At 38.2% G+C, this 25,366-nt stretch carries 28 protein-coding genes and 2 pseudogenes; 23 read left to right on the top strand and 7 right to left on the bottom strand.

All coding sequences use genetic code 11. The features are described 5' to 3' along the window. Nucleotides 1-118 precede the first annotated feature (118 nt). Together mdtJ and mdtI are read left to right on the top strand one after the other, a co-directional pair. The gene (gene mdtJ, locus M1E96_RS10760; protein WP_070929608.1) at nt 119-547 is read left to right on the top strand and encodes a multidrug/spermidine efflux SMR transporter subunit MdtJ; all 429 of its coding nucleotides are present in this window, start codon (nt 119-121) and stop codon (nt 545-547) included. Nucleotides 548-549: 2 nt separating this feature from the next. After that, the gene (gene mdtI, locus M1E96_RS10755) at nt 550-882 is read left to right on the top strand and encodes a multidrug/spermidine efflux SMR transporter subunit MdtI (protein WP_070929607.1); all 333 of its coding nucleotides are present in this window, start codon (nt 550-552) and stop codon (nt 880-882) included. A 50-nt stretch (nt 883-932) separates the two neighbouring features. Here the strand turns inward: mdtI and M1E96_RS10750 are convergent, their stop codons facing one another. Further along, a complete protein-coding gene (locus M1E96_RS10750) occupies nt 933-1,280 on the bottom strand; it encodes a RidA family protein (protein WP_070929606.1) in 348 nt (115 codons plus the stop codon). Between the two features lie 150 nt (nt 1,281-1,430). Between M1E96_RS10750 and M1E96_RS10745 the strand changes: the two genes are divergently transcribed. The 5 genes from M1E96_RS10745 (at nt 1,431) to rnd (ending at nt 8,664) form a co-directional block, all read left to right on the top strand. Further along, entirely contained in the window at nt 1,431-3,356 is a 1,926-nt protein-coding gene (locus M1E96_RS10745; protein ID WP_140179313.1) for an ATP-dependent DNA helicase, read from the top strand. A gap of 124 nt (nt 3,357-3,480) precedes the next feature. Then, nucleotides 3,481-4,176 (top strand): tRNA (adenosine(37)-N6)-threonylcarbamoyltransferase complex dimerization subunit type 1 TsaB, encoded by a 696-nt coding sequence (gene tsaB, locus M1E96_RS10740; RefSeq protein ID WP_369096473.1) that lies wholly within the window; start codon nt 3,481-3,483, stop codon nt 4,174-4,176. Between the two features lie 405 nt (nt 4,177-4,581). Beyond that, the gene (locus M1E96_RS10735) at nt 4,582-5,187 is read left to right on the top strand and encodes a Slp family lipoprotein (protein WP_272579778.1); all 606 of its coding nucleotides are present in this window, start codon (nt 4,582-4,584) and stop codon (nt 5,185-5,187) included. Nucleotides 5,188-5,763: 576 nt separating this feature from the next. After that, nucleotides 5,764-7,452, top strand: a complete 1,689-nt coding sequence (gene fadD, locus M1E96_RS10730; protein ID WP_369426998.1) for a long-chain-fatty-acid--CoA ligase FadD — start codon at nt 5,764-5,766, stop codon at nt 7,450-7,452. Nucleotides 7,453-7,539: 87 nt separating this feature from the next. Continuing rightward, a complete protein-coding gene (rnd, locus tag M1E96_RS10725; protein ID WP_369426997.1) occupies nt 7,540-8,664 on the top strand; it encodes a ribonuclease D in 1,125 nt (374 codons plus the stop codon). A 316-nt stretch (nt 8,665-8,980) separates the two neighbouring features. Here the strand turns inward: rnd and minE are convergent, their stop codons facing one another. From minE to minC, 3 genes are read right to left on the bottom strand one after another with little or no spacing between them, the layout of a single operon-like run. After that, a complete protein-coding gene (gene minE, locus M1E96_RS10720; protein WP_070929601.1) occupies nt 8,981-9,259 on the bottom strand; it encodes a cell division topological specificity factor MinE in 279 nt (92 codons plus the stop codon). Nucleotides 9,260-9,262: 3 nt separating this feature from the next. Then, complete coding sequence (gene minD / locus M1E96_RS10715) at nt 9,263-10,078, bottom strand: septum site-determining protein MinD (protein WP_070929600.1); 816 nt, start codon at nt 10,076-10,078, stop codon at nt 9,263-9,265. 23 nt (nt 10,079-10,101) lie between these two features. Continuing rightward, complete coding sequence (minC, locus tag M1E96_RS10710) at nt 10,102-10,821, bottom strand: septum site-determining protein MinC (protein WP_369426996.1); 720 nt, start codon at nt 10,819-10,821, stop codon at nt 10,102-10,104. A 128-nt stretch (nt 10,822-10,949) separates the two neighbouring features. Here minC and M1E96_RS10705 point away from each other — a divergent pair, with 128 nt between their 5' ends. Genes M1E96_RS10705 through M1E96_RS10690 form a run of 4 tightly spaced genes read left to right on the top strand, consistent with a single transcriptional unit; the run spans nt 10,950 to nt 13,498 of the window. Then, nucleotides 10,950-11,222: a YcgL domain-containing protein gene (locus tag M1E96_RS10705; protein ID WP_070929598.1), complete on the top strand. Its 273-nt coding sequence runs from the start codon at nt 10,950-10,952 to the stop codon at nt 11,220-11,222. Nucleotides 11,223-11,268: 46 nt separating this feature from the next. After that, entirely contained in the window at nt 11,269-12,357 is a 1,089-nt protein-coding gene (locus tag M1E96_RS10700) for a lytic murein transglycosylase (protein ID WP_272579780.1), read from the top strand. A 20-nt stretch (nt 12,358-12,377) separates the two neighbouring features. Further along, nucleotides 12,378-13,034, top strand: coding sequence for a fumarylacetoacetate hydrolase family protein (locus M1E96_RS10695; RefSeq protein WP_070929596.1), 657 nt, complete (start codon nt 12,378-12,380; stop codon nt 13,032-13,034). Between the two features lie 17 nt (nt 13,035-13,051). Beyond that, nucleotides 13,052-13,498: a YcgN family cysteine cluster protein gene (locus M1E96_RS10690; RefSeq protein WP_272579889.1), complete on the top strand. Its 447-nt coding sequence runs from the start codon at nt 13,052-13,054 to the stop codon at nt 13,496-13,498. A gap of 26 nt (nt 13,499-13,524) precedes the next feature. On the opposite strand, the pseudogene M1E96_RS10685 reads toward M1E96_RS10690, so the two are convergent. After that, nucleotides 13,525-14,056, bottom strand: a pseudogene (locus M1E96_RS10685) (site-specific integrase); the annotation flags it as partial. A 460-nt stretch (nt 14,057-14,516) separates the two neighbouring features. Between M1E96_RS10685 and M1E96_RS10680 the strand changes: the two are divergent. The 7 genes and pseudogenes from M1E96_RS10680 (at nt 14,517) to M1E96_RS10650 (ending at nt 18,435) form a co-directional block, all read left to right on the top strand. After that, on the top strand, nt 14,517-14,753 hold the full coding sequence (locus M1E96_RS10680) for a recombination protein NinB (protein WP_272579781.1): 237 nt from the start codon (nt 14,517-14,519) through the stop codon (nt 14,751-14,753). Further along, entirely contained in the window at nt 14,699-14,989 is a 291-nt protein-coding gene (locus tag M1E96_RS10675) for a recombination protein NinB (protein ID WP_272579782.1), read from the top strand. Before M1E96_RS10680 ends, M1E96_RS10675 begins: the two co-directional genes overlap by 55 nt. Continuing rightward, entirely contained in the window at nt 14,986-15,153 is a 168-nt protein-coding gene (locus M1E96_RS10670; protein ID WP_272579783.1) for a hypothetical protein, read from the top strand. Before M1E96_RS10675 ends, M1E96_RS10670 begins: the two co-directional genes overlap by 4 nt. Before the next feature lie 271 nt (nt 15,154-15,424). Further along, entirely contained in the window at nt 15,425-15,628 is a 204-nt protein-coding gene (locus M1E96_RS10665; RefSeq protein ID WP_272579784.1) for a hypothetical protein, read from the top strand. A gap of 176 nt (nt 15,629-15,804) precedes the next feature. After that, nucleotides 15,805-15,948, top strand: a complete 144-nt coding sequence (locus M1E96_RS10660; RefSeq protein WP_306803278.1) for a hypothetical protein — start codon at nt 15,805-15,807, stop codon at nt 15,946-15,948. Between the two features lie 399 nt (nt 15,949-16,347). Then, nucleotides 16,348-16,851 (top strand): hypothetical protein, encoded by a 504-nt coding sequence (locus M1E96_RS10655; RefSeq protein ID WP_319065958.1) that lies wholly within the window; start codon nt 16,348-16,350, stop codon nt 16,849-16,851. A 482-nt stretch (nt 16,852-17,333) separates the two neighbouring features. Beyond that, a pseudogene (locus M1E96_RS10650) lies at nt 17,334-18,435 on the top strand (IS3 family transposase). A 137-nt stretch (nt 18,436-18,572) separates the two neighbouring features. Here M1E96_RS10650 and M1E96_RS10645 read toward each other — a convergent pair. Continuing rightward, on the bottom strand, nt 18,573-18,779 hold the full coding sequence (locus M1E96_RS10645; RefSeq protein ID WP_272579786.1) for a thiamine biosynthesis protein ApbE: 207 nt from the start codon (nt 18,777-18,779) through the stop codon (nt 18,573-18,575). 167 nt (nt 18,780-18,946) lie between these two features. Between M1E96_RS10645 and M1E96_RS10640 the strand changes: the two genes are divergently transcribed. Both M1E96_RS10640 and M1E96_RS10635 read left to right on the top strand, forming a co-directional pair. Next, a complete protein-coding gene (locus M1E96_RS10640; protein WP_272579787.1) occupies nt 18,947-19,585 on the top strand; it encodes a hypothetical protein in 639 nt (212 codons plus the stop codon). Between the two features lie 283 nt (nt 19,586-19,868). Further along, nucleotides 19,869-20,861, top strand: a complete 993-nt coding sequence (locus M1E96_RS10635; RefSeq protein ID WP_140179323.1) for an FUSC family protein — start codon at nt 19,869-19,871, stop codon at nt 20,859-20,861. A 169-nt stretch (nt 20,862-21,030) separates the two neighbouring features. On the opposite strand, the gene M1E96_RS10630 is transcribed toward M1E96_RS10635, so the two are convergent. Beyond that, nucleotides 21,031-21,996: an FUSC family protein gene (locus M1E96_RS10630; RefSeq protein ID WP_272579788.1), complete on the bottom strand. Its 966-nt coding sequence runs from the start codon at nt 21,994-21,996 to the stop codon at nt 21,031-21,033. A 285-nt stretch (nt 21,997-22,281) separates the two neighbouring features. Here M1E96_RS10630 and M1E96_RS10625 point away from each other — a divergent pair, with 285 nt between their 5' ends. The 3 genes from M1E96_RS10625 to M1E96_RS10615 all read left to right on the top strand — a co-directional run bounded on the left by M1E96_RS10625 (nt 22,282) and on the right by M1E96_RS10615 (nt 25,361). After that, entirely contained in the window at nt 22,282-22,440 is a 159-nt protein-coding gene (locus M1E96_RS10625) for an MbeCy (RefSeq protein ID WP_070929589.1), read from the top strand. A 1,554-nt stretch (nt 22,441-23,994) separates the two neighbouring features. Further along, nucleotides 23,995-24,588, top strand: a complete 594-nt coding sequence (locus M1E96_RS10620) for a fimbrial protein (protein WP_272579789.1) — start codon at nt 23,995-23,997, stop codon at nt 24,586-24,588. A 71-nt stretch (nt 24,589-24,659) separates the two neighbouring features. Beyond that, on the top strand, nt 24,660-25,361 hold the full coding sequence (locus M1E96_RS10615) for a molecular chaperone (RefSeq protein ID WP_070929587.1): 702 nt from the start codon (nt 24,660-24,662) through the stop codon (nt 25,359-25,361). The last annotated feature ends 5 nt before the right edge of the window (nt 25,362-25,366 follow it).

Here is a 25,366-nt window from a genome sequence, read left to right as displayed (position 1 = left end):
TATCGCTTTGTTGTTTATTAATTTTTTTTAATTGCATTAAAGAAATTATCGCCAAAAAGTTTGTTTTTTCTGTATAAAAAACAATCAGGCATGCAATTATCCATAGAGAGACATTATAATGATATATTGGATATTTTTAGCATTAGCTATCGTCACCGAAGTGATCGGTACTTTATCAATGAAACACGCCAGTGTGAGTGGTGATTTTACGGGTATGGCAGTGATGTACGTGATGATTGCATCATCTTATATCTTACTGGCAATCGCGGTAAAAAAAGTGGCTTTGGGCGTTGCTTACGCATTATGGGAAGGCATCGGCATACTATTTATTACGACTTTTAGTGTGCTGTGGTTTGGAGAGTCATTATCCCCAATGAAAATAGGTGGATTGGTTCTATTAATTGCGGGTATTGGTTTGATTAAGTCTGGAACTAAAAAAGCAACAGTTAGCCAATCGGCACAAAAAGTAAAACAAGCGGCAGATCGTGCAGTATCCGCAGTAAAATCAGGAACTTTGGCGCATAATCACGCTAAAACGGAGGCCTGATCATGGACATTCAGTTTGAATGGTGGCATGGGGCATTTTTAGTATTAGCGGTGGTCCTTGAGATCTTAGCGAATATTTTATTAAAAATGTCGAACGGCTTTAAGCGTTATTGGCTAGGTATTTTATCTTTAGTCGCGGTATTAGGGGCTTTTAGTTCCCTTGCTCAAGCGGTTAAAGGCATTGAGCTGTCAATTGCATATGCACTGTGGGGAGCATTTGGGATTATCGCTACAGTGGCTGCGGGTTGGATATTGTTCAACCAGAGGCTCAATTATAAAGGGTGGGGAGGTATTGCCCTGCTATTATTAGGCATGGTTCTTATTAAAATGTCATAAATTAAAAAAGCGCCGATGTGATATTGGCGCTTTTTTTCATGGTCAACAAATTAATCAATCGCCGCAACGATTTTAATTTCAACTTTATATTCAGGTTTCATCAGCGCGGCTTGAACTGTACAACGCACTGGTGCGCTACCTTCAACCACCCAAGCATCCCATGCTTGATTCATACCTGCAAAATCCGCTTTATCAGCTAAAAAAATGGTGGCATCTAAGATTTTACTTTTATCTGAGCCGACTCTTTGCAATAGGATATCAATAGCAGAAAGCGTGTTTGCTGTTTGCGCAATAATATCTGCATCTAAGTTTTCAGGGACACTAGTGTAATAGACAACATTATTGTGGATCACCGCTTCGGACCAACGTTTGTCTGGATCAATTCTTTCAATTGTCATCTGAGTTCCTTATTTCATGTTTTTTCTAGGATAACAGCTAGTTTGCTTGATGAAAATCCTTTCTGTTCTGATGATTTTATTTAACTCAGCAGCGACGTTAGAGACATGTTAGAATCAATGCTTCCAAGTTGAATACGATATGGGTTTGCGGTGCACGACGATTTTTCTTCAGATGGGTTTCTAGCGAGAACAATTCCAGGCTTTCAACCACGGGCAGCGCAGGTCACCATGTCTAATGCTGTCACCGATGCGATTGAAAAACAGCAGGTGCTGGTGGCTGAAGCAGGAACAGGAACGGGTAAAACTTATGCTTATTTAGTTCCTGCACTGCGCTCAGGGAAAAAAGTGATTGTTTCGACAGGTTCGAAAGCATTGCAGGATCAGCTGTATCATCGTGACTTGCCGACGATTATTGATGCGATGCAATACCGTGGGCGAACCGCTTTATTGAAGGGGCGCTCGAATTACCTTTGTTTAGAGCGTTTAGATCAGCAATCACTTGGTGGTGGTAGCCTTGAACCTGAAATACTCTCAGCGGTTGTACGATTGCGTAGTTGGTCGATTGAATCTGAATCAGGTGATGTTAGTACCTGCCATGATATCGCCGAAGATCATGTTGTGTGGCCATTGGTAACCAGTACCAATGATAATTGTTTGGGCAGCGATTGCCCACGCTATCAAGAGTGCTTCGTGTTAAAGGCGCGCCGTAAAGCATTGGATGCTGATATCATTGTGGTTAATCATCACTTATTTATGGCGGATCGGGTGGTTAAAGACACAGGTTTTGGTGAATTGATGCCTCAAGCTGATGTGATGATTTTTGATGAAGCCCATCAAATACCTGATATTGCTAGCCAGTACTTTGGACAACAATTGAGTAGCCGTCAACTCCTCGATCTCGCACGTGACATGGTGATGGTTTACCGAACGGAACTTAAAGATCAGGCTCAATTACAAAAAAGTGCGGATAGATTAACGCAAAGTACTTTGGACTTTCGCTTAAACCTTGGGGAAAACAGTTTCCGTGGTAACTTACGTGATTTATTAAAAATGCCAGTGGTACAGCGTGCTCTGACATTATTGGATGATTCACTTGAGCTGTGCTATGAGGTGGTTAAAAGCGCGTTAGGGCGTTCACAAACGTTAGATTCGGTGTTTGAGCGTGTTACATTATATCGTAATCGGTTGAATCGATTAAAAGATGTCACTATTCCTGGTTATAGTTATTGGTTTGAAAGCTATGGTAGGCATTTCCTATTAGCATTAACGCCATTAACCGTCGCTGAAAAGTTTAGTGAGATGATAGCTGGTACACCCGCAAGTTGGATATTCACCTCTGCCACATTGTCAGTTAATGAGCAACTGAATTACTTTACTGATCGGCTGGGGTTAGCCTCGGCCGAAACATTATTATTAGCCAGCCCATTTGACTATCAAAGTCAAACTTTACTTTGTGTCCCACGTTTCCTTCCAGAAACCAATCAAAGAGGTATCGCACAAAAATTGGCAGCAATGCTTAGGCCCCTGATTATTAAAAACCAAGGGCGCTGCTTTTTCTTATGCACTTCGCATTTGATGATGCGTGAACTGGCTGAAGAGTTTAAAACAACATTAACCCTACCTGTGCTGATGCAAGGAGAAAGTAGCAAAAATAAGTTACTTGCACAGTTTATTGCTGAAGGTAATGCAGTACTCGTGGCAACCAGCAGTTTTTGGGAGGGCGTTGATGTGCGGGGGGATGAATTAACCTGTGTTATTATCGATAAATTGCCATTTACGGCGCCGGATGACCCCTTATTACGTGCACGTATTGAAGATTGTCAATTACGCGGTGGCGATCCCTTTGCTGATGTGCAAATTCCCGATGCTGTTATCACGCTAAAACAGGGAGTTGGTCGGCTGATCCGTGATACCCGTGATTATGGGGTGATAGTTATTTGTGATAATCGTTTAGTCACTCGTCCTTATGGAGAGATTTTTTTAAACAGTCTTCCGCCTTCGCCAAGAACTCGGAGTTTAACAAAAGCGATTGAGTTTCTTGAGAAAAAAAGAACTGAGATAAATAATAGTAATTAAACCAAAGCGATATGAATATTTTTCTGCTGCCTTGTTTTGAGTTTATGCTAATATAGCTACCATTTTTCAGGCCATGGCGATATGACCATGGCATCGAATCTAATCTATTTGCCGAGGTTATGGCATGTCGAGCCGTATTCTTGCTGTTGATACAGCAACAGAAGCATGTTCAGTCGCATTGTTATGCGGCACAGAGGTTATTTCTCGTTTTGCGATTTCGCCGCGTGAGCATACACAGAAAGTGTTGCCTATGGTTGAAGAAGTCTTGTCACAAGCGGGGATCACGTTAAATCAATTAGATGCACTTGCCTTTGGGCGTGGGCCAGGTAGTTTTACTGGGGTGCGCATTGGGGTCGGTATTGCTCAAGGCTTGGCCTTAGGTGCTGATTTACCAATGATAGGTGTTTCATCGTTGATGACGTTAGCTGAAGGGGTTTACCGAATTACGGGGCACACTCAGGTGCTTGCTGCTATTGATGCACGCATGACAGAAGTTTATTGCGCTCAGTATCAACGCAGTGTTGGTGGTGAATGGCTCAGAGAGCAAACTGAGGCTGTGATGGATCCCAATCTATTTAAGGAAAAAATTAGCCAACTGACAGGGCAATGGAGTTATGCAGGAACTGGCTGGAAAGCTTATCCACAGTTGCATGAAAGTGCTATCTCATTAATCGATAGCACTATTGAACTTCCAACTGCACAAGATATGTTGCCTATCGCTGAGCGTTTATGGCTAGCAGGAGATGTTCAAGCAGTCGAAAATGTTGAGCCAACCTATTTACGTAATGAAGTGACTTGGAAAAAATTACCCGGTCGGTAATGGTGTTATTTTGAAACTGGCTATACTCGTCATACTTCAAGTTGCAGCGTTGTTGACTACGCTCAGCTAGCCGAGTCACATAGTTTATCTATGCTCCCCGACTATCTTCGCTTGTCGCCTAGCTGCAACTCGAATTATTTAGAGTGTATACAAAGTATTTAGCCAGTTTTGTGTTTTTTGAAAAGTTGAATTTCATTAATCATAAATAGAACTATTATTAAATAGATGATTAAAATTCGCATCAATATGACATTAATTGCTGTTTTGTTTATCTATAATTGATATAAAGATTAAATTGATACTTAACATATGACAAGATACTGAACATATCGTGTTATGTTAATAAATATGTATGTTAATCCATACTGTCTGAATTTATAATTAAAGCTAAAACGGAGGTGGTATATGGGAATTAAAATTAACTGCCGTGTGACTTTTAAAGCAGCTTTATTTATCGGCGTATTAGCATTAACAGGTTGTGTTTCGATCCCAGCATCAATTCAAGGCTCGTCACCTGATCCTGCGGTTAACTTATCATCAGTACAAAATGCCCCTGAAATGTATATTGGGCAAGAAGGGCGTTTTGGTGGAAAGGTGATTTCAGTTTTCAATCAACCAAATAAAACCCGTCTTGAGATTGCCGTTATTCCATTGAGTAAGTATGACGCGGCACCAGAGCTAAACACTGCATCCATCGGTCGCATTTACGCTTTTGTAAATGGCTTCCTTGATCCTGCTGACTATAATGGTCGTTATATTACTGTTGTAGGTAAAATTACAGGGGAACAGGCAGGGAAAATAGGGGATATCCCATATAAATATGTCACTTTGGATGTGACGGGCTATCAGCGCTGGAACCTAGCACAAAGTGTGGTATTACCACCCGCTGGGCCATGGGGCTATGGTTATTATGGTAATCCTTATTATTATGACCATCCTTGGGGTTATGGGTATGGCTACTACGGCTACCCAGGTGGCGTGGCTCCGGTTCAAACTTACCTTACCGAGTAGTTTTATATTATTGAGGGGGGCGATGATTATCGTCTCCCTATACTTGTCATATTTTAATGCATATCGCTTTTGGGTGAGATACAGTAGCTATATTCATTCGCCCACATATCAGTCACAGAATGTCGATGCTTTTAGCGGCTGATTAGCCTGCTATTTAGCCGTCGAGTGCATTATTTAGAGTGTATTTAGCCAATATCGAGAGATAATGTGTTAATTTCTCCAAAAATGATTCAGAAAAGTGTATTATGGCGGCACTATTATCAGATAGATACTTAACATAGGTTACAAGGTGAACAGCTCAAATAAATGAGTCAGTTAGATAGTGACATCGTTCACTAATAACGGGTTATTTATGCGGTTGTTATGTCAAATGTAACAAGTATCGCTCTGGAAAAATAAACTTAAGTGAGAATAGGCGGATTGTCCGCCTATTTTTATTTCGAAGGAATGAAATTTATTTAGTGATAGAGCTCTCAACCTTAGCACAGGGTATTTCTCAAACTGGTACGCTGAGTTAATAATTTGTTAAAAGAATGTGCGGGCAATATTACTATACTAAAATTCAGGAGTCATACTTTGGAAAAAATCTGGCTAAAAAATTACCCAAGCGATGTGCCGGCAGAGATCGATCCTGATCGCTTTGCTTCTTTGGCCGAGTTACTTGAAAATTCGGTGTCACAGTATGCAGACCAACCTGCGTTCATTAACATGGGCGCAGTCATGACATATCGCAAATTAGAGGAAAGAAGCCGAGCTTTTGCTGCTTACTTACAAAATGGTTTAGGGCTGAAAAAAGGCGATCGTGTTGCACTGATGATGCCGAATCTACTGCAATATCCGATAGCACTGTTTGGTATTTTGCGAGCAGGTATGGTTGTCGTTAATGTTAACCCGCTTTATACCCCTAGAGAACTGGAACACCAGTTAAATGACAGCGGTACGACTGCGATTGTTATTGTCTCCAATTTTGCGCATACCCTTGAAAAAATTGTTTTTAACACCAAAGTTAAACACGTTATTTTAACTCGTATGGGTGATCAGCTTTCTAGGCCTAAAGCCACACTGGTTGATTTTGTGGTTAAATATGTCAAACGGTTAGTGCCAAAATACAATTTACCTGATGCAATTTCATTTCGCCGAGCGATGCATTATGGGTATCGAATGCAGTACATTAAGCCAAATATTGCTGGTGATGACCTTGCATTCCTTCAATATACGGGTGGGACAACAGGTGTGGCCAAAGGTGCTATGTTAACCCATCGCAATATGTTAGCTAACTTGGAGCAAGCTCGAGCCGCTTATGGGCCTGTTTTAAAATTTGGTGCTGAGTTTGTGGTTACTGCGTTACCGTTGTATCACGTTTTTGCACTAATGGTTAACTGCTTACTCTTTATTAACGTTGGTGGGGTTAATTTATTGATCACCAACCCACGAGATGTACCGGGCACCATTAAAGAGCTTGCAAAATATCCAGTGACGTCGATCACTGGGGTTAATACCTTATTTAATGCATGGCTACATAATGCAGAATTCCAAAAATTGGATTTCTCTAAATTAAGGTTAACCGTTGGTGGTGGTATGGCGGTACAAAAAGCGGTAGCTGAAAAATGGCAAAAACTTACTGGTAAGCATTTGCTGGAAGGTTATGGTTTAACAGAATGTTCACCGCTTGTGACCGGAAATCCGTATAATCTGACGGCTTATAGTGGTAGTATCGGATTACCTGTCCCATCAACTGATGTAAAATTAGTGGGTGATGATGGCGATGAAGTCGCATTAGGAGAACCGGGTGAAATGTGGGTGAAAGGCCCTCAAGTCATGAAAGGTTATTGGAATCGTCCTGATTCAACTGCGAAAATTTTACGCGATGGTTGGTTAGCAACAGGTGACATTGCAGAAATAGATAGCGAAGGTTATATCCGTATCGTTGATCGCAAAAAAGATATGATTATCGTCTCTGGCTTTAATGTTTATCCAAATGAAGTTGAAGATGTTATCTCATCTCATCCTGATGTGGTTGAATGTGCAGCTGTCGGTGTTCCAAGCGAAAGTACAGGTGAAGCAGTGAAGGTATTTGTGGTTAGTAGTAATCCAAACCTAACAACAAATGAGTTAAAAACCTTCTGTCGCCGTTCACTAACGGCATACAAAGTACCAAAGTTGTTTGAATTTCGTACCGAGTTACCTAAATCTAACGTCGGTAAAATATTGCGTAGGGAGCTACGTGATGAAGAAAAAAAGCGAATGGATGAGTCAACGGCATGATAGAGACTGTTCAATTTGCATCCCTATGAGCAACGCCGGTTTTTACCGGCGTTGCCGTGATGAGAATATAAAAAAGAGAAATTTGTTTTGAATTACTGTTTAGTTACAACTGATAGCGAACTTACACAAGTGTGCCAACAGGCGAGTGAAGCCGATTGGCTGGCACTGGATACAGAATTTGTCCGAACTCGAACTTATTATCCACAATTAGGTTTGCTACAACTTTATGATGGAAAACAAGTTTCACTGATAGACCCTTTATCTATTAACGATTTTTCACCTTTTAAGGCATTATTAACTAATAAAAATCTGATTAAATTTTTACATGCAGGTAGTGAAGATCTAGAGGTATTTTTACATGATTTTTCCTGCGTTCCTGAACCGATGGTGGATACACAGGTTGTTGCCGCTTTTTTAGGTTATCCAATTTCTTGTGGTTTTGCCTCATTAGTGTCAGAGCACTTAGGTATAGAACTTGATAAAAGTGAATCTCGAACTGATTGGTTAGCGAGACCACTAAGTGAAAAACAATGCCACTATGCGGCGGCAGATGTCTTCTATTTACTGCCATTAGCGAAAATCTTGATGCAGAAAGTTGAAGAGGCTGGTTATCTTACGGATGCAATGGAAGAGTGCCAAAGAACGGTTACTAGAAGACAACAATCCATCGATCCGACACTCGCATACCGGAACATTACTAATGTGTGCCAGCTAAGAGGTGAACAGTTAGCCTGCTTACAAATGTTAGCAGAATGGCGTTTAAATCAAGCGAAAGCGCGCGATATGGCAATCAACTTTGTGGTTAAAGAAGAGCATTTGTGGAAAGTTGCTCGTTACTTACCTAGCTCGCTTGGCGAATTAGATGCATTAGGCTTAACAGGGCAAGAGATCCGTTGTCATGGGCGACGTCTGTTAAGCATTGTTGAAAAAGCTAAGCAAATGGATGAACAAGAATATCCGCAAATTGTGGCAAATCTTAACGAGCAACCTCAATATAAAACGCTGTTTAAAGAAATTAAAACGGTAGTCAAAGAAATTGCTGAGCATGAGAAATTCAATGCAGAGTTACTTGCTTCGAGGCGCCAGATAAACCAACTACTTTCGGTTCATTGGGGGATCAAATCAATAGATCAACAACCTGAACTTCTTGATGGTTGGAGAGGAAGGCTGCTTGCTGAACCAATTACTAAATTACTTTCTCAATCTCAGTAGTATTAATCACTAGACTCCTATTTCATCAAAGTAGGAGTCTTAAATATCAATCTATTGCCATATCTCCCTATTATTTAGTACATCTAATAGAATACGTTTTTTATCGTTATATATGATATTTTTTGAATATAGAATAATTATATATTCTTATGCTATATATCAGGTCATCGCAGTGCTGCTAATTTCGGGGTGAGAAAAGTCGAGCCATAAATAAAGCGTTATTCGCTCGCTTTATAAATAACTAATTTCAATTGCCTGAATAAATAATAAAGCAAGCCGCTATTTACAAACTAAAACAGCGGCTACTTTGCTATCATTACTTTTCTGGAACCTTGATTTCATCACCTTCTGGTAATGTTACGTTAAGTTCGAGTACTGAGATATCGTCGCCTTTTTGTTCAAATTGTACAGAAAGCATCTCAGGATCAACCTGAACGTATTTGCAGATAACTTGTAAGATATCTCTTTTCATATCTGCAAGGTAAGGAGGTTCGCTATCACCGCGGCGGCGCTCCGCTACAATGATCTGTAATCGCTCTTTTGCGATATTTGCTGTCGGTTTTTTTCTCGACAGAAAGAAATCCAATAAAGCCATTATTTACCCCCCAAATAGGCGTTTCAAGAAACCTTTTTTCTCTTCTTCAATGAATCGGATAGGGCGTTCTTCACCTAAAATACGGTCAACACAGTCGCTGTATGCCTGACCTGCATCAGATTCAGCATCTAAAATAACAGGTTCACCTTGGTTTGATGAACGCAATACAGACTGGTCTTCAGGGATCACGCCGATCAGTGGAATACACAATATCTCCAGAACATCTTCCATACTTAGCATATCACCACGAGTGACACGACCCGGGTTATAACGCGTTAATAGTAAGTGTTCTTTAATCGGATCTTGGCCTTTTTCCGCGCGGCGAGATTTAGACGCAAGGATACCTAAAATACGGTCTGAGTCACGAACAGAAGAAACTTCAGGGTTGGTAGTAATAATGGCTTCATCAGCAAAATAGAGCGCCATTAGCGCACCACTTTCGATACCCGCAGGGGAATCGCAGACGACAAAATCAAACGCTAATTCGTTACTTAATTCATCGAGTATTTTTTCAACACCTTCGCGAGTCAGAGCATCTTTGTCACGAGTTTGCGACGCAGGAAGGATATAAAGATTCTCTGTTCGTTTATCTTTAATCAGTGCCTGATTAAGAGATGCATCACCTTGAATGACGTTAACGAAGTCATACACTACGCGGCGTTCACATCCCATGATAAGGTCGAGGTTACGTAGACCGATATCAAAATCGATCACAACCGTTTTTTTCCCTCTTTGCGCTAGGCCTGTAGCTATGGCCGCGCTTGAAGTGGTTTTACCGACACCACCTTTACCAGATGTAACAACAATTATGCGTGCCATGAATAATTCCTTGTAAATAAGGTCTAAATTAATTGTTCAATATTTAATCTGTTATCAACGAGACGGAGTTTCGCTGCTTTGCCGAGAAATTCAGAAGGGATCTGATCACTCAGCCAATATTCACCTGCAATAGAGACCAACTCAGCTTGCAAATGAATACAAAATATTTGGCTTTCAGTATCGCCAGACGCACCTGCGAGTGCTCGGCCTCTCATCATGCCGTATATATGAATATTACCATCTGCAAGTAATTCTGCACCTGCGCTGACATTACTTGTGACGATAAGATCACTATTTGGTGCATAAATTCGTTGCCCTGAACGAACGGGACTATTGATAATCCGCGTTTTGCGGTAGCTAAACTCAGGATCTGTGGTTGCTACTGTCTCGATAACTTCTTTAACCGGCTCAGGTTGAATTTCAATGGCTTTTTGGCTTTTGCCTTCATTAAGTACGGGTAAACCAGCATCACTTACCTGTTTACGTAGCTGTGGGTCGCTACATCCACTAATTCCGACAACTCTTAAACCAACGGAGACAACTGCCTTGTGGATATTATATAGGTCAGCATTAGCTGTAATATCAGCAATATTAATGACGACAGGCGCGTTTTTAAGGAAGTCAGGTGCTTGACTTACCTTATCCTGTAACGCCTTTTTGATGAGTTTGGGCTCTTCACTATGTAAGTGAAGAACTGAAAATGTAAAGTTACTGCCTTTGAGTTCTATTGGCGACTGTGACATCTATCCGGGCTCAGCAAATTAAAATATCCGAAACAAACTTCGGGTGACGATATTCTGTAAAACAATAGCATGTTATAGTTACTGTATTATTCAAGCAAGCCAATGAACAAAGAAAAGAGTTAAATATAATGATTTGTGCAATATATCGTAGTCAGAATCGTGATCAAACATATCTTTATATTGAGAAGAAAGATGATTTTTCTCGAGTCCCTGAAGAGCTGATGAAGCAATTTGGTGTCCCTCAGTTCGCAATGTCTTTATCTCTCACAAACCGTGATAAGCTGGCAAATGCGGATATTGAAAAGGTAAAGGCAGATTTAATTGAAGTGGGATATTATCTTCAATTTCCACCACCAGTTGAAAATTTACTCGCGGAATACCGTGATATGTCGAGTGAATAAAATTAGGATAATCCTTAGATAAGTTTTTACCGGTGGGAGTGATTAAATGAAGCCAACGTTATTATTTACTTTAATTGGCGGTCTACTTTTAGTGAGTTGTTCAGCGAAGCCACCTGTTTCAGCTGCACCAGAAGTATTAACTGCACAACAAGATGCTGCAATCGAAAAAGAAGTTACTGCGTTAGATAAAGCATTCCCAATTGAAAACCGTGAACCGTCACAGTTTCCTGCGTATGTCGAATTATTGAAACAACATGCGCTAGCACAAGGAATAAAACCAGCCACTATTGAACGCGGCTTTGCCAATATCCATTTTATTGAGCGTGTTGTAAAAGCGGATAAAAGTCAGCCTGAAAAAAGAGCGACGGTAACATTAGATAGTTATTTAAAGAATGTATTACCCGCGTCTCGCATTAACGCGGGAGCTGAAAAATATTGGGAAAATGAAACTGCTTTAAACGAAATTAGTAAACGCTATGGAGTACCTCCTCAGTATATTGTTTCTTTATGGGGACTTGAAAGTGGTTTTGGGCGCTCCCAAGGTAAAGAAGATGTTATTTCTGCATTAGCGACATTGTCATTTGAAGGTCGCAGAGAAGCGTTATTTAGCAAACAATTACTCGCTGCTTTAGAAATAATGGATAAAGGCTATATTCCTGAAGACCAACAATTAAAAGGGTCTTGGGCAGGGGCGATGGGGCAAAGCCAATTTATGCCAACGTCTTATTTATCCTATGCCGCAGATGGTGATGGTGATGGCAAAATGGATATTTGGAATAATAAAGCCGATGTCTTCGCGTCTATTGCTAATTATCTTGCAACTGAGGGTTGGCAATCTGCATTACCGTGGGGCTATCAGGTCAGCTTACCTGCAAATTTTGATAAGCAGCTCGAGGGTGTTAAGGCTGAACAAGCTAAAACGGTTGCTCAGTGGGAAAAAATGGGTGTAAAACTCCCTGCATTTGCAAAGTTGGCTCCCGACGTGAAGGCATGGGTAGTCATTCCTGATGATCCAAAAGGGCGTACCTACCTAGTCACTGAAAATTTCCGTACTATTATGCATTGGAATCGCTCATATTACTTTGCGTTGAGCGTTTGCCTCATGGCTGATGGCGTTGCTCAAAAAATACAATAACGATAATAGGAGTTACAACTATGTACCAACATCGTGACTGGCAAGGTGCCTTACTTGATTTTCCTGCAAATAAAGTCGTCTGTGTCGGCAGTAATTACGCTAAACATATTAAAGAAATGGGTTCTGCTCATCCTGAGGAGCCCGTTATTTTTATTAAGCCAGAAACGGCGTTATGTGATGCAAATCAGCCTATTGTGATCCCAAAGGATCTTGGCTCGGTACATCATGAAATTGAATTAGCTGTTTTGATTGGTATGCCATTGAAAAATGCAGATGAAGACCGTGTGTCACGTTCAATTGCGGGTTTTGCCGTTGCACTTGACCTGACATTAAGGGATTTACAGGCTAAATTTAAACAAGCAGGTCAACCATGGGAAAAAAGCAAAGCCTTTGATGGTTCATGTCCAATATCGGGTTTTATCCCAGTAAACAGCTTTGGCGATCCACAAAGCGCCCAGCTCTCTTTAGAAATCAATGGTGAAATTCGCCAGTCAGGCTCCACTCGTGATATGATCACGCCAATATTGCCTCTTATTAGCTATATGTCCCGTTTTTTCACCTTACGTCCAGGGGATATTGTTTTGACGGGAACACCTGAAGGTGTGGGGCCTTTGACGTCTGGAGATATGCTAAAGCTCTCAATTAATGACCACTCGTTAACGACGCGAGTGATTTAAGTATAGGATTGATAAGTATTATGTTGCAGCCTTTCTGGCAGGTAAAAACGTTAGATGAAATGACTGACGAAGAGTGGGAATCTTTATGTGATGGGTGTGGCCAGTGCTGCTTGCATAAGCTCATGGATGAAGATACAGATGAGATTTATTTTACTAACGTGGCTTGTAATCAGTTAAATATCAAAACTTGTCAGTGTAAACATTATGAAGACCGTTTTAGCTATGAGGCGGACTGTATCAAGCTCAATCGTTATAACTTAGAGACGTTCGAGTGGCTTCCGCATACATGTGCTTATCGATTATTGCTTGAAGGTAAAACATTGCCGGCTTGGCATCCACTCAGAACAGGGTCTAAGGCGGCAATGCACGGTGAAAGGATTTCAGTGCGTCATATTGCTGTAAGAGAGAAAGATGTCGTGGAATGGGAAGACCATATCATGAATAAGCCAAAGGGCATGGGTTAACTCATTGGTTTTATTCAGTTAAGTGATTATCTATTTAAAGCTTGGGGCATGAGTGGGGCATTGTCTTCAAAATTTTGGTTTAGTAATGCTATCTGACTATCATTTTTATCAGACATCCATTTTCCATATACTGTATAAATCATCTTTGCTGACGTGTGCCCCATTTGATTTGCAATAAATCTAGGGTTTGCCCCAGCACTTAGAGCCTAGCAAGCATAGGAGTGTATAGACTCATGTGCTTTTCTATGTCTGATGCCTGCCCTTTTTAATGCAGCGTTCCAAGTAGCACCAATTGAGCCAACAGAAATAGTAATCACCTCCCGTGCTATTATTGCTCGATAACATAGGGGAGAAAACTAATGTACAGCTGTCGATCCTTACCCTGCCGTATTCTCGCAAATTAACTTTTATTCTGTGCGTTTTTCCCATCTTAGTTAAAAGCATTTGTCACTTTAAGGCATTTATTGCTGGTATTGTTAGTGAAAGAACTCTAACTCAACTTTCTGTTTTCGGTGGAGTGAAGTGTTCTTTTACAGCTATATTTCTATTGATGCTTATCTCTCATCTTTTTGTATCTATAACAGTGAGTTATGAGACAATTAAAATTCGAATTATCATGTTAGGCTTAGGTTTTTACGATCGAGAAGTTCAAGGTCAGGATGGTGCCTACTTTGCCACAAACGAAAAAGGTCATATTTGGTGGCTAGATAATATGGCTAATGACGGCATTCAATGGGAGCTTGTGAAATAGGAGGCTAACTTGGAAGCAAATTTCCGATCACTAAGTTTAGACTACCTCTTTTCTTAAATACCTAATGAGTAATTCAACTGTATCAGTAGTATCAATATTTATATTTATCAAAACAAAAAAACCAAGAAAAAGAATTAAAAAAATCTTATGTCTAAAAAACACAGTAACATAACCCCATTCCAAATTACGGTTTTTATATATTGTAATAAATTGAAATATTTATCTAGTAAAGGTTTTCGACTGTCAAAAATGGAAAAAGGAGGTTAAATGTCGCTAAAGACATATTACCTCAGTAGTAAAAAAATCAGACAGAACGCGATCGAAGCAATACAAAACCTACCAATAGATTCTGCCAAGCCATACGAAGTCAAACTCTTCGAAACCAAACGAACCAAAGCACAAAATGACCGTATGTGGGCAACTCTTACTGATTTGTCTAAGCAGGTTATGTGGCAGGGGCAGCGGTACGACAAAGAGGATTGGAAGGACTTAACACGGTTTTGAATAAACAAGTCAATGGTGGTACTCAGCGGTCGGTTGTGGGGCTAAGTGGAGGCATTGTCTATTTCGGTGAATGTACTAGCAAAATGCGAGTAAGGCAGATAGCAGATGTTATCGAATGCGCTCACTGGTTCGGCTCACAAAATGGCGTCAAATTTACTGATGACGCAAAGAGAGAACTGGAGTGGGCGCAACGTATCGGTGACAAACAGAAACTCAAGGAGCAGCAAGAGCGATGAATAAACATAGAATTGTATTAAGTGGCATGTCGCTGCTGATAGATAAATTAGCAGCTAACCCGAGCTGTGGAATGATTATTGATAGTGACAGGGCATATAGTTATCCAGCTCATGACTCACGTCAAACAGGTCACGCAAAGATAAACAGAACAGCCAAGAAATAAAAAATAATGGCAAAGCGAACTAACACACTTGAGCAAAGGAAGAAGTGGATTGAAGTGATTCCTCAGCGCTTACAGACGTAGGGAAAGCAGTTCAACGCCGAGGAACTGCAAAGTAAGCCAGTAGAAAAGAAGCGGAGGGCGAAAAAGTGACACCAGAAGAAAAACTAAAGCAACTAGATGAACGTTTAGATGAAGTGCATAAGCTAGTTATTTATCTAAATGAGTGCCGCAGGGAGTTAATAAATCGTCACAATCTAAACAAGGAGAAGTCATGATCACAAAAACATTTGAAGCAATAAAGTCAGCTGAAATTATTAACGCTGTATCTCATTTATCTAGTTTCACAACTAAGCAAGTTGTCGCTTTGTCAGCGGTGAAGCAATCGATAACTGTTGCTCTCTTTAAGAAGATGAATAAAGTCGGCGCGATCTCGGTCATCGGTAAAAAAGAGGTGGAATTTACGAATATAAGTTAGCTAAAAACGCTCTCGATATTATCAAGGAGAAATTTAACGAGCTACAGGTCACTTTAGCAAATGACAACTCGATTTATGACTTCAAGTGTTAAATGAGAGTTGTCATTTGCTAATGTTACTGGACTCAGATGCTTGCATTTAAAGCGATTAGATCAACTACTGTCTGGAGTGAGAGCATGAAAAACGAAGCAGAAGCGTTTATGAGCGTATTAACAACACTAAAATTATGTTGGGCTATTCATAAGTATAATGAAGCAGTCAGCAAGTGTGTAGGGCTATTAAAGCGCAAGTTCAAAGAACACTTAGCGTATATTCATTAAGCTGCAAACAGTTATCGATATCCCGAAAACAACATGTTATGACAACTTCAAGCCAATATTTGAGTTCTTGGTGGAAAATTCCTTCGAAGAGGAGGCTCACGCTGATAAAATGCTGCATGTGGTAACCAAAAGAGAGTCTATTTCTATAAATAAGGATATAAATAGAAAGTAACTATTAATTTTTCGGATTTATGGACTATCATGGCTCTAATGATGGGAATTTTGCATTTCATTATCCCAAACGAAAGAAAATAGAGCCTCACTTCGGTGGGGCTTTTTGCTTTCAAAGTCTAAGGATTGTATTTTGTTAAATATAAGTCAAACGATTATGGAATTTTTGAGCGCTAAAAGTATTTATTGGAATACTATCTAATACCAATAATTACTTATAGTGACTATATGAAAGCGATAATCATATTACCTTACTTATTTTTGCTTGGATGCTCCACACCTGCAATGGAGATAAAAAGTGAAAACCAAAAAATTAAAAAATCCTCTAGTGGAGTTAAACCCATAAATACCTATTCAATGGGGCAGAGCAAAACAAAGTTTGAGGTTGAATTAGAGCAACAACAAAACAGAGCCGCTGTAAGAAGTCAAAATGATGGCTCATATGCCTATTCATTGGATTATCTTAGATATGAAAGAGATAAGCAAGAGAATGTCAGGCGAAAGAGGGAAAAAGAGCAATCTGAAGCATCGCAACGAAAAATCGAATCTTTAGATAGGGAGTATAGCTCGCTTGAGGCTATGTATATTTATAGAGATCTATCTAGAGATGAAAAGCAATATATCGAGAGTAGAATGAAGCAAATAGAGAACGACCGAAATTGGGAAAGACTTCAGAGTTTAGGCTCCATAGGTGGAGATAGCAAGTCTTGGGAATGGCAGTGGGAACAATGATATAAATCATCATCTGATTTTTGTTATTAATTCCCCCGAATCCGAGGGAATAAACAGAACGTGGTAACAACGCTCACTAATTCCAACCTGTCGGTATGGGCGACTAGTTCAAAATATCGTTGGACAATATCCGCAACAAAAATCAGCAGAGCTGATTGATTTGGTGCATGACAGTAGGGAGGATGTGGCATCAGAAGAGGCGCTGATGATCCATGATGAAGCCATGCGTCGCATTATGGATGCTCAAATGTGGGCGGTAAAAGCCATCATTTGGAAGGATTAAGCAATACGGGAAATTGAAGAGGCTAGAAACAATGACTAAAAAGGACTCCAAATATGTAAAGCCCTTTATATGTGTAATGGTCTAATAAAACTGTAGAGATTTATAGCTTATAATTAAGCAAAATCTTATAGGTATAAATATGACCTGAAAAGTAAAAGTGACCTTTAGCGCAAAGCAAAAACTGGAATATGCAAAACTCATGGTTGAAGGGGGATACAGTAATATCCAAGTCGAAAAAATATCGGGAGCGGGTAAATCTGCCGTATCGCGATGGAAGCAACAATATCTTGCTGAGTTAAAGGGAAATACGCCTGTAAAATCAAAAGCACTTACCCCCGAACAACAACGCATACAAGAATTAGAAGCTCAACTTAAGCGTGCTCAGAGGGATAACGATATATTAAAAAAAGCCGCTGCTTACTGCATTCTCGACAATCAAAACTCAAAATCGTGAAGCAAATGAAAATAATGTACCCAAATTTCACTGTCACTGAGTTATGCCACATTTTTGAAGTAAGCAGCAGTCGCTTTTATTATATGAAACGAAAATACCGACAGTTGAAAATGAAAGGCTGTGTGGCGAAATAAAACGTATTTTTGATGCATCGGGTCAGAAGTATGGCAAAAGGCGTATCCAAGCAGAACTAAACGATTTAGGGCACCAAATTGGCACTCATAAAGTATCTAAGATCATGAAATTAAAGCAATTAATTGCAACTATACCAACGAAAAAGCACGACTATCCCTCATCGGGTAATGAACATCGATATGCCCCTAATTTGCTTAAACGCCAATTTTCGCCTGAACAGCATAATCACTATTATGTCGGGGATATCACATATATTAGACATCATCATGGATGGAGTTATTTAGCCTGTGTGTTGGATTTAGCGACCAAAGAAATTATTGGTTATGCCTTGTCGACAAAACCGGATTCGAAATTAGTGAAAGAAGCCTTAGATAACGCGATTGAACGACAATTACCCGATACGACAAGTTTGATGTTCCATTCAGACCAAGGTTGCCAATATTCATCGGAAGAATTTAGAATGCACCTCTTTGAACGAAAAATAACGCAAAGCATGAGTCGGCGAGGTAATTGCCTCGACAATGCGGTGATGGAAAGATTTTTTAGGAGTTTAAAGACAGAAAGACTCAACCCTTTATCGTTTATAAATCATCAATCTGTTGTCTGTGAAGTTGAAAATTACATTCAGTTTTACAATTATCATCGACGCCATTCAACGATTGGTTATTTAACGCCCCATCAAAAATATCATGAACTAAAAAATGCCGCTTAGATCTTCTACAGAATTTGTTGACCATTACACTCAATGAGTGATTTCGAATCACAGGATCTCTTGCGACAAAAGTTTTAGTGGCACAGAACAGTCTGGCTGAACTAAATCAGCCGTCTACTCTATGATGAGTGATGAGATCAAATGCTTTTATCTATTGCTTTCTCAATAGCTTTGCACTCTTCACTATTACTACTTGCTTGTTCTATTTTGCCGGGCAAATCGCCCTCGGGTGTATCCATTTTGATCACACAAGTGCTAGAAACAGGATTGTGTTGAGTCGCAGAAGAACATGCGGTTATAGCGGTAATAACCATAAGTAAAGCCAATACTTTAGTTTTGTGCATATAAAATATCCTATATTAAAGAGGGATAATGCTATCAAAACTAATGTGTAAAATACAAAATAATTCGTAGATTCAATAGGTCACTTAGTGTGGCTTTTTTACGTAAAAATAAATTGGCACAATAGGTGCCTTAAATTAATGATTAATCGTTCAATGGTAACAACTAAGTGAAAATAATAAATGTAGTTTCTTTATTTCTTATATCCATTATATCTATAACTACCTGGGCTAACTCGGATAATGAACCAATATCTTTAAAAAAGATAGCCCCAAAAAATACTCTCAGTGATCTAAACTCTGCACCATTCGGATTTAGATGGGGTGATGATTTAGATGAGGTTAAAAGCAAACTAGCAGAGCCATATGAAATAATTAATGATCCCAAAAGATGCCCATTCGTAGTCGTAAAAGCCAATAACTTAGATGAAACAATAAAAAATACTGGGGAATATGAACTGCTGATTATGCCCAAATATAATAGGTTTACTTTCAATGGGTTACTTGCTATCAGCTATAAAAGTCAACCGGCCAATGTGAAGGACTATCATAATCTTCTTGGTAAAATTACTAATAGTTTAAAAAGAAATTATGGTGTGCTAAAGCAGGCGAGAAGTATGAATGGAATGGAACGTTATTACTCTTTTGAAGGTGATAATTTTGTCATTAGCCTTACAGGAGAGCAATATAAAGATTCTTTTTATATTGATTTAGAGTACGCTTTTATTGGCTATGAATATAATCAAGATACAGAGCTTGGTTATTCCGTCGCAATGGAAGAGTGTAAAAAGCAAAGAAGCCAGCATTAAAATTTATAACGCGTGCGGCCTGTGAATGAACACAGTGCCTTATCGATAATAGATTGTTCAATTGTTGTATAGAACTTCAAAACCAGAGTGGATATTTTATTGTCATATTTAGATTATCTATTATGGTGATTTTGGCTAAGTGCTATTGATTAAAAATGCATATTAATAGAACAAGCAATAATTCAAATTTGGTTATGTTGTATACCTCTATTGGCGAATATGCTAAAACATAATATTCCAATAAACTTAATTAGATAGGGCTTAGGTGAGAGGTATTTTTAGGATGTCGGAATATGTCAGTTTTCGTAATAATGGCACCTTTTTTATTGCTGTTATAATAAATTCAGCAGTGTGTTTTTCCTTATTTGGCATTGTTGGTTGTATGTTTGGTGTTTTAACTACATTATTTTCGAGTATTGTTTATGACGCGAAAAATGATAGTAGTAATATTTTTTATATGACTTTTTTACTTTTGTTGGTCATGGTAGGGGGGGCGATTGGTTTTCTACTGAAATTAACCATTTATTTTTATATTTATTTATTTCTTGTATCATACTGCTATTATCTTTTTTATAAAAAAGATGATTATTTAGATCGCGTTTTTCCATTTATTATTATTTTTTCTTGCATGGGGACAACACTCGGCTCTATCAGCGCTGATATACCAATGGCGTATACTACGGGGGTGATTGTTAGCTTAATTGTTTTAAGTGTATTAAAAAGAAAACATTATAAGAATCATGCCTTTAGAAATGGTTTGTTTTCTAAGCAAATGTTTCATAGCAATGAGCATATTTATATTCGAGCATTTATATTTAGTATTTTTCTCTTCCTTAGCCTGTCCATTCCTGATTATCTAAATTTATACAAACCATACTGGGCGCCATTAACATTTGTTATGCTTCTTCATCCAAAAGAGCTGAATATAATAAAAGTGACTTGCTTACGATTTTTAGGAAGCTTACTGGCAGCCACTTTTATTGTCTTTATGTTTAGCGTAACAAAATCACAGGATATTAAGGTATATTTAATTGTTTTAGCATTGGTTATATTTTTTATTCCTACTTTTTTCCATTTAAATTATATGCTTAAGACATTTTCTATTACTATCTTTGTATTACTGCTGCTAGAAGAAACCGAATATTTACATGATCCAACTTATTTATTGCCAGTATCTAGAGTATATGAAACCTTCATTGGAGGTGCAGTTGCAATCTTGGCAAGTTTATCTCTAAATATCTTTAGAACTATCAAAAACAGAAGAGCTACAAAATAACTTATTATATAGAGCCTAATTAATCAGGTGCACGAGATGGCTGGAGTAAAATCCTGACGGGACAAAGTGTGATACTAGCTAGATTGAGCAGTGGTGCACGCAACCAATACTGTATCAACCAAGGGTTCGAATCTCTTCCTGATCATTGAGTCAAAACGGAATAACCCGCCTAGTGCGGGTTATTGTTTGATGAGGGGATTACAGACTTTGGTAATAACAATAGCATGGTAATTGCGATAGCTAGTGCCAAAATCGTTAGCATGGATCTGTCTATAGCTAATGTAATAGGCCCTGCATTAGGTGCCAAATTAAAGGTAAGGGCTATAGCCGTTAAACAAAAAGTCCAGTAACCATAGCGTTTCGCTCCTATCATTAACATAGCGAATAGTAGTAACCCCACAAGTGAAACATGCAGCCATGGGTTGTCATATAACCCCAATATTAGCCCACCAACAATAGCGCCAAGTAGGGTACCTGCGCCACGTTGTTTTAAGCGTACCCATGTTGCAGTTCGTTCGGCTTTCATCACTCTTAATCCAGCAGCAGGTAGCCAACATGGATGTAAGCTCGGGATCACTGTTGCGATTGCGCTTCCTATTAGTGCAACCAGTACGATAGCGATGGAAAAACGTTGCACTGAAGGTTGGTTCATCTCTACTTTTACCGGTGAGATAGTCTTTATTTCACGTGGTAACATCATAAAATTCACGACCACACCCCAGAATGTACCAGCACTAAATGCTATCGCATAAAATAGCGCACCTTGAGTGGGAATTTGTCCAATAGAAAGAAAGTAGGCTAACACACCTAGTGCGATAGGTAATCGTAGATAGGTCGCTCGTAGCTCTGAATAGCCTTGAAGGTACGCAGCAATTGCTGAAAAGAGAAAAAATAGCAGACTGCCAAGGGGGATACTAACGCCGATACTTGCAAAGATAGAAATAATGCAAGCACCTTGTAATAAAACAAATAGTGACTTTTTTTGGGGGAGTTTAGGGAATGAAACCACTAGCAGATAGCCACCGAAAGACATTAAAAGCCCAAACATGGCTTGTTGGAAGATGATCCCAATTATCCATGGTGCTATCACCCATAGAGATAAAATAAAAGCTCTGCGGATTTTTGATATTAGCATTTAAGTGTTCCCTATTGAATGACTCAATTAAAGATCGATATCTAAAATAGTAACGTATTGAGAAATAATGAATTTATCATAAATATTCTAATATGCTCCAGCAAATATTACTCTCCTTTTAAACCATAAAGATAAGGCTTAGATAAAATCTTCACATATAGTCATTTGTGTATAAGTTATTGGTGTTTTGTATTGCTATGTTATGCATTTGTAATATTAAGTAATTAAGACCTGTCCTTCCTTTGACTATGGCATGGTTAGCAATCAATAGTGGGAGGAATTATCATGCAGCAAATGAAAACAGAAGTTATTGTAATTAGACTAACTAAAAAAGAGAGGGCTGAGCTTGATGCAAAGAAAACTAAGCCTATTCTTTCTGAATGGATGAAGGAGCTTGCATTTGCTGCTCCAGATAATCAAAACATAAATAGTAAGCAGTCGTAACACTTGAATAGGGTATCTCTGCAACTATAACAGCTCCCTAGCAGTATCATTGATTTCTTATTATGTCATTAGTCCGAATGAGCACTACGTAAGATTAATGGCATAAAGTTGACTTATCATCAGAATGACATAAGAAGTTGCGGTAGTGATATCTTGCTCGAGGTGGTAGAGCATTGTTCATCTTGCTGTTAATTATAAAACTATTAGGCCAAGTAAAATTCATTGTAGGTTTGGTTACAGAATAAACTATACATAAAACGGTAAGAGGCCTTGCTCTCATTTTTGGAGATTATGGATGGTCAATATGTGATGTGTATTTTATGTTATGGCCTAAATTAAATGTATTTTATATGGCTATTCTGACAATTAACGACTACATTTTTAGATAGATTATAATTTGTTTATGCTACTCAATCTTTTTTTGAGTGTCTATTTTGTTTTGTTTGGTGAAATAATACGCGGTTTATACTCATCATGTGAGTTTTAGGAGTATTCTTAAGGTCGTCTGGCGTATTCCAGTTAGTTGGTCATACCCTAGAATTGAATTATTTTTTAATATTAGTTATCAAATGGTTACATTTTCAAATTAATTTGAAAAAATAAAATACAATCAAGTAAAACTGAAGGTTAGTTAAATTAATTGATAACATTTACTAACAAAATGAGTAAAAAATGATTATTTCAAATAAAGCATTTTTACGCTTGGCAAGAGATAAAATTGCGGATTAAAAAGAATTTTTGAAATGATGCATTTTTAAAATCAATAATTCTGCTGTTCAGTTGGAGATAATGAAGGTTAATTTCTAATTATCGTATTTAAAATAGTTATTTCTCTACAAATATTGTTTTTTCCATCTATAAGTATAAATATACTCCTTTTGCGTGTCACGAGTCCAAATGTGATGTGTCTACATTATATAATAAATGAATTGATAAAACCTCACTAATCTCAAATTAGCAAAATCATAAAATTAATTTATGTTAATTGATGCGTTACTGTACGAATTAGACTGGTATTTATGGTGAATATATAAATTTAGTGTATCTATGTAATATTTTGATGGTCTTATTTGGGCTTATATTGATGGGTTTGCTTTTTATAATCTATCAAATTAAGTTAATTTTTTAATATTAATACTTCCTTTAATGCAGATATTAAATTATTAATTTAATGTATTGTCGTAATTCGTGTAATTTGGTGAATTTAATCAATCAGTAATATTGTATAAATTAAGCTTTTTGATAGTTTATAGCTATCAAAAAGCTTCGTATCTGATAATAAAAACGATTTAATGTAATTTAAGTTTTTATGTATTCTCTGTTCGAAATCATATAGACCACGTTATGATTATTAATTCAAAAATGGACTCATTGAGATAGAGCAATATTATTAATTAAACTATTACCAGGTGATTAAATTATATCGAATGATTTGTGTATAACTATATTTAATATATGGTCGGATCCCTGCGTTAATTATTTATTAAATAACAGTGTGATACTAAATAAGTTCTTTTAAATGTAATAATAAAACCTTCATACTAGGAAATGACAATGAAAAAAGTATTATTGACAGCAGTTGCTACTGCAATTATTGGTGCATCATCTGCTTTCGCTGCAACTGAAAATGCAGGCGGTGGTCAAGTTAATTTTTATGGTAAAGTGACAGACGTTTCTTGTACTGTTTCAGTTGATGGTCAAGGTAGTGATGCTAAAGTTTATTTGGCGCCAGTTTCAGTAAAAGAAGTTCAAGAAGCAGGTGCAAATACTTATTTAAAAGCAAAACCATTTGTTATTGATGTAACACAATGTCAAGGTGTTAACGATGATACCGTTTTAAACGTGAACTGGACTGGTGGTAACGTATTAAATGGTGCTTCAGGTATTAATGCTGGTTATTTAGCTAACACTGTTACTGGTGCTGCGGACGGAGCTGAAAATATCCAATTAGTTTTAGCAACAGATGCTAGCTCTAAGTTAGAAAATAAAATCGATCCTAATAGTGCAACGCAACCTAAAGCAACAACAACTGAAATTACTGACGGTAGCCGTTTCACTTATTTCGTAGGATATGCAACTTCAACGCCTAAAGATGTTACATCTGGTATCGTAGAAAGTTATGCAACTTACGAAATTACTTACGAATAATATTTATTTATTTCAAAAGTAATATTTATCTAAGCGGTAGTGATTACTGCCGCTTTTATTTAGAGGTTCAAATGAAAGCAATTGTTTTATTCTTCTGCTTCGTTTTCAGTGCATCTTCATTAGCGAATAATATTATTGTTAACGGCACGCGATTTATTTATCCTGGAAATGAAAAAGAAATTACCGTGCAATTAAATAATACGGCGGATAGGCCAGCGGTCGCACAAGCATGGTTAGATACCGGTGATGCATCGGAAACTCCAGATACAATAAAAACACCATTTCAAATTACACCTCCAATATCTCGTCTGGATGCAAAAGGTGGTCAAACACTACGCATTAAATTGATGGATAAAAATGGGATCCCACAAGATAAGGAAAGTTTGTGGTGGCTGAATATCTTAGATATTCCACCAACAGTAAAAACAGCAGGAAAGGAAGATCAAAACTTCTTACAGCTAGCAATTCGTTCTCGATTTAAATTTATCTATCGCCCTGTTGGGTTAGGTAGTCGCGAATTAGCACCAGAACAATTAGTTGTGAATGCTAATGGCAATAATCTGACTATTAATAATCCTACGCCATTTTTTATTACCATTACAAAAATTTCAACCGATGGCAAAAATGGATTAACGGATAAGGCGGTAATGTTAGCACCTAAAAGTCAAACGTCAGTGGTATTGAAAAAAGCAATTAGAGCAGGTGAAAGTGTTGTTTTGAACAATATCAATGATTACGGTGCGGATATAGCAGTAAAAACGACTGCTAAATAGGATAG

Origin of the sequence: Providencia sp. PROV236, from assembly GCF_033676985.1 — a bacterium.
GTDB lineage: Bacteria > Pseudomonadota > Gammaproteobacteria > Enterobacterales > Enterobacteriaceae > Providencia > Providencia manganoxydans.
The sequence above is the reverse complement of the archived record's forward strand: the minus strand, read 5'-3'. Positions and strand labels throughout refer to the sequence as shown.

Excerpts from the sequence above, each read along its gene's own strand:
- M1E96_RS10645 (WP_272579786.1), bottom strand. The coding sequence starts at position 18,779 with ATGCACAAAACTAAAGTATTGGCTTTACTTATGGTTATTACCGCTATA.
- minE (WP_070929601.1), bottom strand. The coding sequence starts at position 9,259 with ATGGCTTTATTGGATTTCTTTCTGTCGAGAAAAAAACCGACAGCAAAT.
- M1E96_RS10625 (WP_070929589.1), top strand. The coding sequence starts at position 22,282 with ATGCAGCAAATGAAAACAGAAGTTATTGTAATTAGACTAACTAAAAAA.
- minD (WP_070929600.1), bottom strand. The coding sequence starts at position 10,078 with ATGGCACGCATAATTGTTGTTACATCTGGTAAAGGTGGTGTCGGTAAA.
- M1E96_RS10635 (WP_140179323.1), top strand. The coding sequence starts at position 19,869 with ATGTCGGAATATGTCAGTTTTCGTAATAATGGCACCTTTTTTATTGCT.
- M1E96_RS10615 (WP_070929587.1), top strand. The coding sequence starts at position 24,660 with ATGAAAGCAATTGTTTTATTCTTCTGCTTCGTTTTCAGTGCATCTTCA.
- M1E96_RS10705 (WP_070929598.1), top strand. The coding sequence starts at position 10,950 with ATGATTTGTGCAATATATCGTAGTCAGAATCGTGATCAAACATATCTT.
- tsaB (WP_369096473.1), top strand. The coding sequence starts at position 3,481 with ATGTCGAGCCGTATTCTTGCTGTTGATACAGCAACAGAAGCATGTTCA.
- M1E96_RS10750 (WP_070929606.1), bottom strand. The coding sequence starts at position 1,280 with ATGACAATTGAAAGAATTGATCCAGACAAACGTTGGTCCGAAGCGGTG.
- M1E96_RS10695 (WP_070929596.1), top strand. The coding sequence starts at position 12,378 with ATGTACCAACATCGTGACTGGCAAGGTGCCTTACTTGATTTTCCTGCA.
- M1E96_RS10660 (WP_306803278.1), top strand. The coding sequence starts at position 15,805 with ATGAAAAACGAAGCAGAAGCGTTTATGAGCGTATTAACAACACTAAAA.
- M1E96_RS10655 (WP_319065958.1), top strand. The coding sequence starts at position 16,348 with ATGAAAGCGATAATCATATTACCTTACTTATTTTTGCTTGGATGCTCC.
- M1E96_RS10665 (WP_272579784.1), top strand. The coding sequence starts at position 15,425 with ATGATCACAAAAACATTTGAAGCAATAAAGTCAGCTGAAATTATTAAC.
- mdtI (WP_070929607.1), top strand. The coding sequence starts at position 550 with ATGGACATTCAGTTTGAATGGTGGCATGGGGCATTTTTAGTATTAGCG.
- M1E96_RS10700 (WP_272579780.1), top strand. The coding sequence starts at position 11,269 with ATGAAGCCAACGTTATTATTTACTTTAATTGGCGGTCTACTTTTAGTG.
- mdtJ (WP_070929608.1), top strand. The coding sequence starts at position 119 with ATGATATATTGGATATTTTTAGCATTAGCTATCGTCACCGAAGTGATC.
- M1E96_RS10620 (WP_272579789.1), top strand. The coding sequence starts at position 23,995 with ATGAAAAAAGTATTATTGACAGCAGTTGCTACTGCAATTATTGGTGCA.
- minC (WP_369426996.1), bottom strand. The coding sequence starts at position 10,821 with ATGTCACAGTCGCCAATAGAACTCAAAGGCAGTAACTTTACATTTTCA.
- M1E96_RS10630 (WP_272579788.1), bottom strand. The coding sequence starts at position 21,996 with ATGCTAATATCAAAAATCCGCAGAGCTTTTATTTTATCTCTATGGGTG.
- M1E96_RS10735 (WP_272579778.1), top strand. The coding sequence starts at position 4,582 with ATGGGAATTAAAATTAACTGCCGTGTGACTTTTAAAGCAGCTTTATTT.
- M1E96_RS10670 (WP_272579783.1), top strand. The coding sequence starts at position 14,986 with ATGAATAAACATAGAATTGTATTAAGTGGCATGTCGCTGCTGATAGAT.
- M1E96_RS10680 (WP_272579781.1), top strand. The coding sequence starts at position 14,517 with ATGTCGCTAAAGACATATTACCTCAGTAGTAAAAAAATCAGACAGAAC.